This is a genomic window from Halomonas sp. A11-A (assembly GCF_003182195.1).
Classification (GTDB): Bacteria; Pseudomonadota; Gammaproteobacteria; order Pseudomonadales; family Halomonadaceae; genus Halomonas; species Halomonas alkalicola.
Map to the genome: position 1 here is coordinate 25,154 of NZ_QGTM01000027.1, position 13,057 is coordinate 38,210.

The following is a 13,057-nucleotide window of genomic DNA, read 5'->3' on the forward strand; positions in this document are numbered from 1 at the left end:
TGGAGCCACCGAGACGTCGTACTGGTCTTATCGGCCTCCCGGCCCGGGACTTGAGACATGCCAACAAAAAACCGCGCGACTCGATGAAAGCGCGCGGTCAGACGTAGGGGGTGGCGCCGTGCCGGCGCCTGTGTGTCAGGAGACTCGACGAACCGCGGCAGGGGTCTCGGCACCGGCCTTCTGGCGCTTGCGGGTCTTGCCCGCCCGAGAGGGGGGCTGGCAGATGCCGCACACATAGTCATGAGCGGGGCTGTGGGCATGGGCCACAAAGTGACCGGTACAGCGCGTGCACTCGGAGAGCTGCAGCAGGTCGCTTTCGAAGAAGCGCAGCAGCGTCCAGGCCCGGGTCAGGCCCAGCACCGTCTCGGCGCCATCGAGCTTCACCTGCTCCTGGTAGAGCCGGAAGGCCGTGACGAAAGCCTCCATCCGCTCGCAGCCATGATCTTCCCGCAGCCGCAGGTAGATGTTGTAGAACAGCGAGGAGTGAATATTGGGCAGCCAGGTGATGAACCAGTCGGCAGAGAACGGCAGCATCCCCTTGGGGGGCGACATGCCGCGCACTTCCTTGTAGAGGCGAATCAGCTTGGCACGGCTGATCTCGGTCTCGGTCTCCAGCACCTGCAGGCGAGCGCCGAGCTCGATCAGCTCGATAGCCAGCTGCACCTGCTGCATCTCATCGACAAGACTCTTCTGCGACATGGCTCAGGCCCCCTCACCGGCGGCCAGCGACAGCCGGGTACGCGAGGCCATCAGCAGGGAGGCGTGGAAGCGGTCCTGCCCCTGGTCGCGGGGATTGCCGACGATCTGGCGAAGCTGGTCCGCGCTGCCGTGGCCGAAGTGGCAGAGCAGCTGGTTGGTACGCGCCAGCCGCGCCAGCTGTCGAGAGCTCAGCGACTGCAGCAGGTCCGCCATCTCATCGTCGATCTTGAGACGGAACATGGCCGAGACTCGGTCGGCAAGCAGCATCCGCTGCGCCAGCAGCAGGTAGGCGAGATTGATCTCCTCGATCTCGTCCAGCAGGTCGGTATGTTGCATGGTTCCCTACGCCAAGTTGTTGCCGCGCCAGGGGATTGCCGCGGCTTTCTTCTTGTCACCTACCTCTTGCGCCCAGGAGTGTGTTCATGGACCGGCTTGCGCCCAGGAGTGTGTTCATGGACCGGCAGGCTTGACGGTTTTTCAGCGCCCGTCGGTGCGGACACTGTTCCTTACGTATGGCAACGATTCTGGGGAAATACGGCGGGGATGCAATAGGTCAGCAAATTGCGAAACAATGACGAAACGTTGACCTGGATCAATACACAAAAAAAGGTGATGAAAATCATCCAGCTGGAATGAGAGATCTCATACTGTGTCAGCCTGGCAACAAGGTTTGCTTTGGTTTTTTACTTTTTGAAAACAATTTTTTACAAAAGTTAACTCAATTTCTTGACTCTTCGGCCAGCTCCCTGACCCACACCAGCAGCTCGGCGATCACCTGGTAGAGCGAAGGGGGGATGCGCTCGTCGAGATCCAGCCCCATCAGCAGCCCGACCAGCTCCGGCGCATCATGCACGTGAATGCCCTGCCGGCGCGCCTCCGCCATGATCCGCTCGGCGAGCTCGCCATAGCCCTTGGCGATCACCCGTGGGGCGTCATCGCCCTCGCGATAGGCCAGGGCCACGGCCCGGCGTCGCGGCAGCCCCTCGCGCCCGGTCATTCCATCACGCTCGGCCATGCGGCACCTCCTCGAGCAGCCGCACCCTCACCTCCGCAAGCCCCAGCGCCGACAGCCTGCCTTCGAGCCGGTCGAGTCCTCGCGCCAGCGTCTGGCGAACGTCCGGCTCAGGGGCAGAGAGGCCAAGCTCGAGGCGGGAGTCCGTCAGCCACAGCGATACCTGCACCTCGCCGAAGCCCGCCACCTGCAGCGTCATCGCGCTGCGCCACGCCTCCTGCTCGTCGCGCTCCTGGTCCCCCTTTTCCTCGGAGGGCGCATCCCGCTCGGCCACGGGCACCTGCAGCACCAGAGCCATGAAGAGCCCCGTCCAGACGTCGCCCTCCCAGCGCAGCACCGGCGTCACCAGCATCTCCAGCTGCTGGCGCACGATCCCCTGCAGGCTCTCCTGCACCGGCTCGCGAACGGCCGGCAGGGGGACATCTCGCCCGGGGGCGACCTGCCGTTCCGGCGGCTCCGGGCTTCGGGCCGGGGTCAGCGGCGACATCAGGTCGCGACGCAGCGAGGGCGCCGCCGGCTCGAAGGTCTGGAGGCGCAGGTTTGGCGGTTCTGCCGCCGCCTGGCCCTGCGGGGAGACACCGGCACGACCCGGCACAGGTGCCGCCGGCACGAAGCCCGGCGGACGCATCAGGTTCTGGGGCTCGCGCAGCTGAAGGCTCTGGGGCTCGCGCAGCAGCTGCTCCCGAGGCATCTCGCCCCGATACCAGCGGTTGAGGTGCGATTCATAGAAGAGCCCGCTGTCGCGCACGCTGAGCTGCAGCCGCTCGGCCGTGAGCGCCGGGGTCGCCGGCTCCGAGGTCGCCACCAGCGGAGCCGCGGGCCGGAGCGCCGATGGCGGCGCCGGGAAGCGCAGCAGCACATCGGCAATGGAACGCGCCGCGGGGGTGAAATGGGTCTGGGTAGAGGACGGTGGCGATGGCTCGCCACCCGGCCGCGCGGCGGGAGGGGGGGCCGCCCCTTCGCGACCGGGGCGCTGAGGCTCCACGACCAGCGCAGAGCGCGACCTGGCATCCAGGCGCGAATCGCTGTGCAGAGCGCGGGGCGCTTCGGAGGGAGAGATCGGCCGCACCGGCTCGTTGAGGTCACGCGGTGGCGCGGTGTCGATCCGCTTGCCCAGTACCTGGTGCAGAACGGTGTCGATCAGCGAGTTGATACCGCTCACGGCTCCGGCGGACCGAACCGGTGTGCCGCGTCAATGGGCATGCCCCCCTGCTGAGGGCCATAGGCGCGGGACAGGGCCTGCTGCCGCCGTGAGCTGCCGATCAGGCGACCGAGCTCCTCGCGCCGCTCGACGAGCCGCCGGCGAACCTCCAGATCCTGCTCGAGGATCTGCTCGAGCAGCGCCGCCTTGCGGGCCGCCGCGACGTCATCCAGCGGCTGCTGCGCATCCATGCGCTTGATGCGCTCGACCCGCACCAGGTAGTCGGCCTCCTGCTCGATCAGCGCCTCCCAGTCGCCGGCCTCGGCCGAGACCAGCATGCGTCGCGAGGCGTTCATCAACGACTCGTAGGCCGCCAGCAGCAGCGCCTGGCGATCGACAGGCGTCTCGGCATCGCCCTTCAGGTGGGCACTCATTCGCGCCCCGCCTGGCCGCCGATGTCGCGCCAGGCGGAGGCCACGTTCTCGAGCAGGGACTCGGCCTGGGTCAGGCTCTGCGGGTCGTTGTGCAGGTTGGCGGCCAGCAACAGGCGGGCGACATAGTCGTAAAGCGACGCCAGCCGCTCGGCCACCTCACCGCCCTTCTCGGTGTCCAGGGCGGCCGCCAGGCCGTTGTTGACGATATCCAGCGCCTTGGAGATGGACTGCCCCTTCTCCGCTGTATTGCCGGCTTCCATGTGAATGCGCGCCGCACGCATCGCCGCCAGGGCCCCGTCGAAGAGCATCACGATCAGCTGATGGGGGCTTGCCGACATCACGCCGCTCTCCACGCCGACCCGGGCATAGGCGCTGGCGCCTCGGCCGTAGGCAGCGGCTCCACGTATGGCACTCATCGTCTTCTCCTCTGATTCGCATACGATGCCCGATCTTGCACCGCATCATGACACTCAGTGTGACACCCTTGGCACCCGCCGAGGCCATGAATAGCCCGCGATCAGGTGGATATATTCCTCTATCGGCACGGGATAAGAAGACTTTAGGCACTGTCCGAAAACTGACTGCGCTCGTCCATACGGCGTTAAAAATCGGCTCAAAGTACTCATTTACACTGCGTAAACTCCGTCTTTTCGCCGATTTTTGCCTTGTCTGGCCTTCGCTCGCCGACTTTTCAGACAGCGCCTAGTGCGCCGAAGTGCGCCGACCGAGAGGACGCAGCGAGCCAGGTTCAGCAGGAGACCGCCAGCACCTCGGCGACCTCACCCAGCCGCTCGAGACGCTCGCCTCGCAGCACCTCGCCCAGCGCCTCCCCGGGCGCTTCGGCCCGCTCGGTCAGCTGGATCTGGGCCAGGCGTCCCATGCCATCCAGGCGCTGTACCCAGCCCAGTTCGCCCCCGGCGAAGCGCACCAGGGTACCGATCGGCATGACACCGAAGTGCTTGAGATAGCGCTTCACCCAGCGGGCATCGAACTGGCCAGGGTGGCTGAGCAGGTAGCGATAGATATCGCTGATCGTCCAGGCCGGGCGGTCGGGACGGTCGCGCCGCATGGCCTCCACCACATCCACCACGCTGGCCAGCCGCGTCAGCTCGCCGAGCTGCTCCCCGGAGAGCCCATCGGGGTAGCCGCTGCCATCCAGGCGCTCGTTGATTCGCATGACCACCGCCTGCACCACCCCCGGAGCGAGCCAGTGGCAGGCCCCCAGGCGCTCACGCATCACCTCGACGTGGGCGGCGAGCGCCTTGCGTTGGGGCACGCCCCAGTCCCTTGCCTCCAGTAACTCGGTCGGGAGCAGCGACTTTCCGAGGTCGTGCACCATGGCGCAGGCGACCAGCGCCTTGCGCACATCGCGTGGCAAGGGACCGCTCGAGGCGAGATCGAGCAGGTGTACGGCAACGCCCAGGCCGTGGCGCACCAGCAGCGGCTCGTTGTAGAGGCAACAGGTGGCAAACAGCAGCGCCTCGCGATCTTCGGCATGCAGCCCCAGCAGGCGGTCGGCAAAGCTCGAGAGCTGCACGGAATCGAGGCGGCCGCCCTGCTTGATCTCGAGCAGCTGGGCATCCAGGTAGCCGGCGATGCGAGCCAGCCGCTTGGCCATGGGGGTGGCATAGGGGGAGACGTTGCGACGGCTCACCGGGGCAGGGGCGGCCAGGTCGGTCTGGAACAGCAGCGAGGGCAGCAGCGAGCTGTCGCTGCCCTCCCCCTGGCGGGTGGACTCCCGCTCGATCTCGCGCACGAAGTGCCAGAGCTGCCGCTCCTGGTCGCCGCTCGGCGCCACGAACTGCATGCCGACGCGCAGCGCCTGGCGCTCGGGGTCCGCCTGACGGTGGCGGGGCTTAGCGCGGATGGCAAAGCGCGTGCCGTTGAGGAAGCAGAGCTCGATCTCCACCAAGTCGGCGTCAGCCAGGAAGCCGGCCCCCGACAGCGGCAGCTCCAGCTGACACCCCTCCAGGGAGAGATCCTTCAGATCCCCCTGCAGCGATGCCTCGCTATCGTCGCCACGCACGATGGCCCCCACCTCCATGCCGAGGCGCAGGCGGGCGCGGAAGGAGGCGCGCCGCTGCAGCACCTCGAGGCTGGTGGGGTAAGGGCAACGGCACATCAGGCGCCCCCCCTGCTCCTGGCACTCGCTCATCGCCAATGGCGGCGTGCGCAGCATCTGGTCGCGGCTCTGCCCCAGCAGGCGGAACGCCGTGCCGCGCTTGAGCTCCGGGGCGATCTCACGGATGGCACTGATATCGAGCCACAGGTGCTCGCCCGGCAGCTGCTCCACCACCAGCACCGGAAACGGGTGGCTCGCCTCGGCATCGAGCTGCAGCGAGGCACCTCCCGGCTGGCTGAGCCGTAACAGCATCTCTTCCATCTCGGCGGGCGTCGTCACCCGAACGTAGCCGTCGTCTGCTCCCGTCATCCCTGTCCCTGCCTGCTCTCGTCACACCATGGCCCGTGCCCGATGGCTCCCTCGGTGCTATCGGCCGTCAGGCCGGAAACTTGAGCCTGCCGCAAACAACGGCGACAAATACTTGTACAGGAGTTATATTTTCCGACAGGCCGGCTAAAGGTTTCCCGATGCCGGCCGATAGCAGGAAGGTGGCCGGCCATGACGCCCAGGCCTCCCCCTCTCACAGAAGGATGCTCCGGATGCCCCGCGCCGGCCAGGGTCGCCTGGACGATGTCTTCACCCGCCGCGACCTCGGCAGGCCGACGCTTGCGGCCATCGAGACCATGCAGCAGCGAGTCGCGAGCACCCTGCATCAGGTGCGGGCGACGGCCAGCGAGGTCGGTGACCTGGGCGATGCCCTGGCCAGCAGCCAGACCGAGCTCGGCGAGCAGGCCGAACGCAATGCCGGCCAGGTGGCACGGGTCTCGGCCAGCGCCACCCAGCTCAGCGCCACCACGCGGGAGAGCGCAAGCGAAGCTGCCCGGGTGCGCGAACTCGCCGAAGCGGCCGCGCGCCATGCCCGGCATGGCCAGCAGGAAGTGGAAGCGCTGGGCAGCGCCATGACCCGGCTTGAGGGTGACGCCGCCGGCATCGCCTCCCTGCTCGGCGACATCGACCAGATCACCTTCCAGACCAACCTGCTGGCACTCAACGCCTCGGTGGAAGCGGCCCGGGCCGGCGATCAGGGGCGCGGCTTCGCGGTGGTCGCCGGCGAGGTCCGCCAACTCTCCCAGCGCACCAGCGAGATCGCCGAGAGCATTCGCCGGCGCATCCACGAGACCGGCGAGAGCGTCCAGGCGGGGGCGCAGCGCACCCGCACCGCCAGCGATGCCATGGCCGAGGTGCTCGGCGCCTACGACCAGGTGGCGGCACGGCTGGTGGAGATCGACGGCGCCAGCCGCGAACAGCATCTGGGGATCGAGGAGCTGGAGGGCAGCGTGCTGGAGATGCAGGCCGCCCTGCAGGCCTCGCGCCAGGCCCTCCATGCCTCCCAGGCCAATGCCGAACGGCTGGCGGAAACGGCCAGCAACCTGCTGACCGCGGTGGGCACCTTCCGGCTGGCCAGGCCGACAACGGCCGCACGGCTGGCGCAGACCGGCTGATAATCGACCAGCTGACGATCGACCGGCCGACGATCGGCCGGTTCGCAGGGGTGCCGCTGCAAGGGAGTGCTTCCCCTCAGGCGGAGGAGGAGACGTCGCTGCCGAGCCTCCAGCCATCGCGGCCGTTTGCCTTGACGTGATAGAGAGCCTGGTCGGCCGCGGCATAGGCGCCCGAGAAGCCGTCACCCCTGGCAGTGAAGTGGACCGCCCCCAGGCTGAGTGTCACCCAGTCACCGGCTGGGTGGCCCGGATGGGGCAGCGCCGCCCGGTGAACCGCGTCGATCAGGTCCTGGCAGGCGCGTTCCAGGATGGCCTCGCCCTCACAGGGCAGCAGGGCGGCGAACTCATCGCCGCCCATGCGATAGAGCCTGGCCCGTCGGCCCAGGGCCGCGTCGATCAGCTCCACCAGCTCGCGCAGCAGGCGGTCTCCATCCGGGTGGCCGAGGGCGTCGTTGTACTGTTTGAAGTAGTCGATATCGATCAGGACAAGCCCCAGGGCGCGGCCCTGGTCGTCCATCACGTCATCATGCAGGGCGCTGCGGTTACCGATACCGGTGAGCGGGTCGCGCAGCGCCTGGGCCATCCAGCGCAGGCTATCGCGGCTGGCCCGCTCGGCCTGGCGGCGCCGGCGCTCATGCATCCACCAGAAGACCAGGCCCAGCAGGTAGATCAGCAGGCTGCCCACCAGCACCTGGGTCTGGTGGCGGCGGGTCTGCTCCACGAACTCGTTGGTCACCTTGCTGCGGCGATCGAGCTGGTCCATCTCGATCTCGGTCAGGCAGCGGATCGGCCCCAGCAGGTGCTGGCTGAGAGACGACGGCGGCAAGGCCTCACCGCGCGTCAGTCGCTGCTGAAGCTCGTCCAGCCGCGCCAGGCTCGGCAGCGTGCAGGCGTACTCGTTTCGGTAGAGGCCGATATCGAAGAGGCTGTAGCCCAGCTCGACCCGGAAGCTGGCTCGCTCGCGGGCGGCGGCACTCTCGCCCTCCTCCAGAAGCAGGCCCAGGCTCTCCTCCAGGTAGCGGCGGGAGCGCGTGGCGAGCTGCTGACCGGTGAGGTTGCCGGACTGGCTGAAGTAGGCGTTGATGTCGGGGTGCACCCAGCGCGTCTCGTAGGTGATCAGCAGCATCAGGGCGGTGAAGCTCATCACGCTGAGCCACAGCCACCCCAGATGGCGACGCCAGCGCAGACCCCGACTCATGGCAGCGCTTCGACCTCACGAATCATCCAGATCCAGTCGTTGAAGTTGCGCAGGTTGCCGGGATCGCGACTGCCGTAGTCGCGCTCCACCAGACGCAACGGGCCGCGCTGGCGAAGGCTGAGCGGCTCACCGTCGTGATGGGTCACCAGGATCCAGTTCGGATCGTCCCAGCCGCCAAGGGTGACGTCGTAGTCATCCCAGGCGGTGAAGCGCAGCTGCGCCGGCACCTCGCCGAACGTTTCATGCAGCAGGTCGCGAAACACCAGGCCGGTGATTTCCACCTCATCCGCCAGATAGGGGTCGTAGAACGAGAAGCGCAGGTCGGCACGCTGGCGCAGCTCCTCCACGGAGAGGCGGCTCTCCTGCTGGCCCTGCTTGAGGATGACGAACTCCGGCGACGCCGAGGCTGCCGTTCCGGCAAGCCACAGCAGCGCGACGGATAACCCGGCAAACGAACGGCGCAGCACGGTTCCAGGCACCATGGGTGAACTCCTGACACAGGTGTTATAAGGCTATTGTTACCGGTATGTTATCACGTCAGCGGAGATCCGCCTGCCGCGTGATCTCCAGCAGCTTGCCCTGGTCCGAGACCCTCAGGCGATAGATGCCATGCACGCCTTCCCGGGTCACCACCCGGCGCAGCGCCACGGCCGGAAAGGCCACCCGCCGCCCATCGGTGCTCCAGGCGTGAACCTGCTCGGCACGCCCCTCATAGTAGGCCCGGCACGCCTCAGGCGAGAGCGACAGCACCACATCCAGCGTCATCATCCTGCCCTGCCCTCTTCGGCATCATCCCGCGAGCACAGCGGCTCGTGGCCATCTCGGAAACGAGAGGGTTGAGCGGGCCAGCCGTTTCGACCAGCAGCCCGGGTAGCCGCCCGCCTAGGCTTTGTCTGAAAAGTCGGCGAGCGAAGGACAGACAAGGCAAAAATCAGCGAAAAGACGGAGTTTACGGGGTGTAAATGAGTATTTTGATCGGACTCGCGCACGAGCTGATTTTTAACGCCGTATGGTCGAGCGCAGCCAGTTTTCGGACAGAGCCTAGGTTACATTCTGCCGGCCATCGGCGAAGGCCTGGCACCAGGCGGGCAGCGCCTCGCCCGGCATCGGCCGGGCGATACCGAAGCCCTGCAGCAGGTCGCAGCCCATTGCCTGGAGGCGTTCGCTGTGGGCAGCGCTCTCCACCCCTTCGGCCACCACCTGCTTGCCGAACCGCTTGGCGAGGTAGATCACGCTCTCCACGATGGCCAGGTCGTGCTCGCGCTCCAGCATGCTCATGACGAAGCTGCGATCCACCTTGATCACATCCACTGGCAGGTTACGCAGATAGGCCAGCGACGAGTAGCCGGTGCCGAAGTCATCCAGCGCCACCTGCACGCCCAGCGCACGACAGTCGCGCATCACCCGGGTCGCCGCCTGGAAATCGTCCAGCGCCGTCGATTCCAGCACCTCCAGGCAGAGCAGCTTCGGCGGCACCCGGGGATGAGCGGCCAGGGTCGCACGCAGAGTATCGACGAAGCCATCCTGGGTCAGCGACTTGGGCGTGAGGTTGATGCAGACGCCCAAGGAAAGACCCTCGGCCAGCCAGGCCTCGACCTGACGCAGCGCCGTGCGCAGCACCCAGGCATCGAAGGCCAGCTCCAGGTCGCTACCGGCGATGGTGGGCAGGAAGGCATGGGGGGCCAGCAGCCCCTGCTCGGGGTGCTGCCAGCGAATCAGCGCCTCCACGCCTATGGCGCGCCGGGTGCGCGGGTCGATCTGCGGCTGATAATAGAGCACGAACTCATCGTTCAGCAGGGCCCGGGAGAGCGCCTTGCGCCGCGCCTGCAGCGCCTTGATCTGCTGCTCGCGATCCGGGTCGAACAGCACATAGCTGTTGCCCCCCAGCACCTTGGCACGGTACATCGCCTGGTCGGCATGGCGTAGCAGGGTCTCGGGGTCGGCGTCATCGGCCGGATAGAGGGTCACCCCCAGGCTGCCGGTGACGCGCAGCACCTCGCCCGTGCGAACCGGCAGCGGCTCAGCCAGCCGCTCGATGATGCGCTCGAGCCGCTCCCCCGCGTCCTGAAAGCGATGCAGCAGGAAGGCAAACTCGTCGCCGCCGAGCCTCGCCACCAGGTCGCCCGGTGCCACCGCCTCCGCCAGCCTCCCCGCCAGCGCCACCAGCACGCGGTCGCTCTCCTCCCGACCCAGGCGGGCATTGAGGTCCTGGAAGCGGTCGAGGTCGAGCACACCGACTGCCAGAGACTCCTCCGGGCGGCGTCGCCCCAGCGCTTCCTGCATCAGCTGAACCATATGATGGCGGTTGGGCATGCCGGTGAGCCGATCGAAATGCCCGGCGCGAAACAGCTCATCGGCGTGCTGCTTGAGGCGCGTCAGATCGGAAAACACCGCCACATGGTGGGTCGCCTCACCGGCGTCGTTGCGCACCACCGAGATCGACAGCATCTCCGGCAGCAGCTCGCCGTTCTTGCGCCGGTTGAGCATCTCCCCCTGCCAGTGCCCCTCCTCGCGGAGCGTCTGCCACAGCGCCTGATAGAAGGCCGGCGTCTGGCGCCCGGAAGAGAGCAGGCCGGGATTCTTGCCCAGCACCTCGTCTCGTGAATAGCCGGTGATGCGCTCGAACGCCTCGTTCACCTCGATGATGCGATTCTCGGCATCCGAGATCATGATCGCCTCGCGGCTGCTAGCGAACACCTTGGCCGACAGCTCCAGGCGCTGCCAGGCCGCATCATGCTGGCGACGCAGGCGCAGGCTGTGCACCAGCTGGGCCAGCGGGGTCAGCAGCGGCTCCAGCAGGGTGAGCGAGCGCTCACTGTAACCATCGGGGCGGTTGGCCAGCCCCACCATTGCCACCATCTCCCCCTCCAGCAGCACCGGCAGGCAAAGCAGCGCCTTGAGCGGGGGGTGCCCCGGCGGCAGCCCGCCGCTGCGCGGGTCGCTGCCCGGCGCATTGGAGATCAGCGGCTCAGCGCTCTGCAGCACATGGCCAAAGAGGGTATCGAGGCGGGTAAAGCGCAGCCCCTGGGCCCTGGCCTGCTGGAAGAGCGCCTGCGAGGCCTCGTCCCAGCTGATGTCGGTGATGGCGTAGGTCTGCAGGTAGGGGAGCCCCTCGGCGTCATGGAACACCTCGCCGATGAACCCATACTCGCTCTCGGTGAACTCCAGCAGCGCCTCGAGCGCCGTGGCGAAGGTGCCGGGGATATCATCCCCGGCGATAAACCCCGACTGAAGCCGGGTCACCAGCTGGTCGATCCGGTGGCGCCACTCCAGCTCGCGCTTATTCTGCTTGAGCGACGTGATGTCCTGGAGGGTGCCCGCCAGGTGGCGGGACGGACTCGCCGCATCCGCCCGGGCGGCCGTCAGCTGCACCCAGGTGGTCTGCGCCTCCCCCGGGCGCTTCAGGCGCAGGCACGCCTCGAAGGGCGCTCCCTCGCGAATGACCGCCTCCAGCCCCGCCTGCAGCCGCTCGCGGTCTTCCGGCAGATAGTCCTGGCTGAGCGCCTGGCGGCTGCCAAGGGTCAGCGGCCCCGAGCCATGCAGGCGCTGGAACTCCATATTCCCCCACACGGCGTCCGAGGCCACGTCCAGCTCCCAGGTGCCCAGACCCGCGCGGGTGACGGTCTCCTCCAGCCGCCGCAGGCGCTGCAGCTCGAAATGGCGCATGACCTGCTCGCCCAGCCCCCTGAGGTGCGCCTTCTGCGCCTTATCCAGGGTGCGCGGCCGCGAATCGATCAGGCACAGGGTGCCGATGGCGAACCCCTCCGGCGTCACCAGCGGCGTCCCCAGGTAGTAGCGGATATGCGGCGGCCCGGTCACCAGCGGGTTGGCGTGGAAGCGCGGGTCCTGGGCGGCGTCCACTACCTCGAAGGGCCCTTCTCCCAGGATGGCGTGAGCGCAGAAGGAGAACTCGCGAGGCGTTTCATCGAGCCCGAGGCCCACCTGGCTCTTGAACCACTGACAGCTCTCGTCCACCAGACTGATCAGCGCGATGCGCATGTCGAAGGCATCGACCGCCAGCTGGACGATGGCCTCCAACGCCGGATCGACGCTGCGGTCATGGCGGGTATAGCGCCACATGGCGCGCAGCCGCGCCGCCTCATCGGCCGGCAGGGGTGCCGCCATCAACGGGGGCCACCGGATCGCCCAGCCAGGGCCGACAGGACGTAGATCGAGGGCAAGATCGGCTCGCTAGGCATTGGGGCTTCCTGTGTGTCGCGTCGGGTCGGCTCTGCCTAGCTATCGGCCAATGCCGGGGCAGCTTGAGGCAGGCCTGATGCGAGTCAGCCCAGGATGCGCTCGTAGGTCTGCTCGGTGGCCGGCTGTCGGTCGGCATCGAGCACCTCGCCGCCAAGCGCCTCAAGCTCCCTGGCCAGTGCCAGGAAGACGTGCATCTGCTGGTTGCGACTGCGCCGCAGCGGCGGCTTCACCAGCAGGCTCAGGCCGCGAAGCTCGAAACCATTACTGCCCTGGCTGAGCAGCAGATCCGGCAGGGTGCCGGGTGGGAAGGCATTGGCGACCTTGATCGGGTTGGCGGGCTGCTCACCGGCCACGTTGAAGACCTCGAAGACGGAATCGTAGCGGGCCTCCACCTTGCGAAGCCATGCCACTACATCTGCCTGTGTCTCGGACGTTGGCTCAGGAAAGATCACGAAGAGGCTATGCGCCGTGACCGCTTGAGCACGGCGCGGGCCATTGCCAGAGCGGGAGGGTAGCGAATCCTGGGTCGACTCACTGGTCGGCCCGGGCCGCGGCTTGACGTCAGGCTCAGCGCTGCGTGCCGCCCGCTGTGGCCTCAGGAACGCAACAGATAGATAGAGCGCCAGCCCGGCCGCCGCCAGGCTTCCCAACAGGGCGACCACACCCAACACCGCAGGCAGGGAATCGAACACCATGCTCTCCTTGTACTTTTTAGGTTCATCGCATTTTGCCGGGAAACGCGGCACGGATCTTCAGGAAGAAGTACTCCGTGTCGCGGTACCCGTAAGCCATCCGCTTCATGACCTTGA

The 13,057-nt window shown here is 67.3% G+C and carries 13 protein-coding genes; 1 reads left to right on the plus strand and 12 read right to left on the minus strand.

Annotation, left to right across the window (positions count from 1 at the left end; translation table 11 throughout):
* Positions 1-135: 135 nt before the first annotated feature.
* From flhC to DER72_RS13895, 7 genes are all read right to left on the minus strand, one after another.
* Entirely contained in the window at positions 136-699 is a 564-nt protein-coding gene (gene flhC / locus DER72_RS13865) for a flagellar transcriptional regulator FlhC (protein ID WP_110070574.1), read from the minus strand.
* Positions 700-702: 3 nt separating this feature from the next.
* Positions 703-1,035 (minus strand): flagellar transcriptional regulator FlhD, encoded by a 333-nt coding sequence (flhD, locus tag DER72_RS13870; protein ID WP_110070575.1) that lies wholly within the window; start codon positions 1,033-1,035, stop codon positions 703-705.
* A gap of 382 nt (positions 1,036-1,417) precedes the next feature.
* The gene (locus tag DER72_RS13875) at positions 1,418-1,714 is read right to left on the minus strand and encodes an EscU/YscU/HrcU family type III secretion system export apparatus switch protein (RefSeq protein ID WP_258306312.1); all 297 of its coding nucleotides are present in this window, start codon (positions 1,712-1,714) and stop codon (positions 1,418-1,420) included.
* A complete protein-coding gene (locus tag DER72_RS13880; RefSeq protein ID WP_110070576.1) occupies positions 1,701-2,873 on the minus strand; it encodes a flagellar hook-length control protein FliK in 1,173 nt (390 codons plus the stop codon). The genes DER72_RS13875 and DER72_RS13880 overlap by 14 nt, the downstream gene beginning before the upstream one ends.
* Entirely contained in the window at positions 2,870-3,286 is a 417-nt protein-coding gene (locus DER72_RS13885; RefSeq protein WP_110070577.1) for a flagellar protein FliT, read from the minus strand. Before DER72_RS13885 ends, DER72_RS13880 begins: the two co-directional genes overlap by 4 nt.
* On the minus strand, positions 3,283-3,702 hold the full coding sequence (fliS, locus tag DER72_RS13890; protein ID WP_110070578.1) for a flagellar export chaperone FliS: 420 nt from the start codon (positions 3,700-3,702) through the stop codon (positions 3,283-3,285). The genes DER72_RS13885 and fliS overlap by 4 nt, the downstream gene beginning before the upstream one ends.
* 332 nt (positions 3,703-4,034) lie before the next feature.
* A complete protein-coding gene (locus tag DER72_RS13895) occupies positions 4,035-5,717 on the minus strand; it encodes an HD domain-containing phosphohydrolase (protein WP_110070579.1) in 1,683 nt (560 codons plus the stop codon).
* A gap of 230 nt (positions 5,718-5,947) precedes the next feature.
* Here DER72_RS13895 and DER72_RS13900 point away from each other — a divergent pair, with 230 nt between their 5' ends.
* Positions 5,948-6,850 (plus strand): methyl-accepting chemotaxis protein, encoded by a 903-nt coding sequence (locus tag DER72_RS13900; protein WP_181395679.1) that lies wholly within the window; start codon positions 5,948-5,950, stop codon positions 6,848-6,850.
* 76 nt (positions 6,851-6,926) lie between these two features.
* Here DER72_RS13900 and DER72_RS13905 read toward each other — a convergent pair whose 3' ends face one another.
* From DER72_RS13905 to DER72_RS13925, 5 genes are all read right to left on the minus strand, one after another.
* Entirely contained in the window at positions 6,927-8,048 is a 1,122-nt protein-coding gene (locus DER72_RS13905; RefSeq protein WP_258306313.1) for a diguanylate cyclase, read from the minus strand.
* The gene (locus DER72_RS16525) at positions 8,045-8,530 is read right to left on the minus strand and encodes a hypothetical protein (protein ID WP_258306314.1); all 486 of its coding nucleotides are present in this window, start codon (positions 8,528-8,530) and stop codon (positions 8,045-8,047) included. The genes DER72_RS13905 and DER72_RS16525 overlap by 4 nt, the downstream gene beginning before the upstream one ends.
* A gap of 55 nt (positions 8,531-8,585) precedes the next feature.
* Positions 8,586-8,816 carry a DUF2835 family protein gene (locus DER72_RS13915; RefSeq protein WP_110070581.1) on the minus strand — a complete coding sequence of 77 codons (231 nt, stop codon included), beginning with the start codon at positions 8,814-8,816 and terminating at the stop codon, positions 8,586-8,588.
* Positions 8,817-9,089: 273 nt separating this feature from the next.
* Positions 9,090-12,173 (minus strand): EAL domain-containing protein, encoded by a 3,084-nt coding sequence (locus DER72_RS13920; RefSeq protein ID WP_110070582.1) that lies wholly within the window; start codon positions 12,171-12,173, stop codon positions 9,090-9,092.
* 158 nt (positions 12,174-12,331) lie between these two features.
* Positions 12,332-12,940: a cell division protein ZipA C-terminal FtsZ-binding domain-containing protein gene (locus DER72_RS13925; RefSeq protein ID WP_181395680.1), complete on the minus strand. Its 609-nt coding sequence runs from the start codon at positions 12,938-12,940 to the stop codon at positions 12,332-12,334.
* Between the last annotated feature and the right edge of the window lie 117 nt (positions 12,941-13,057).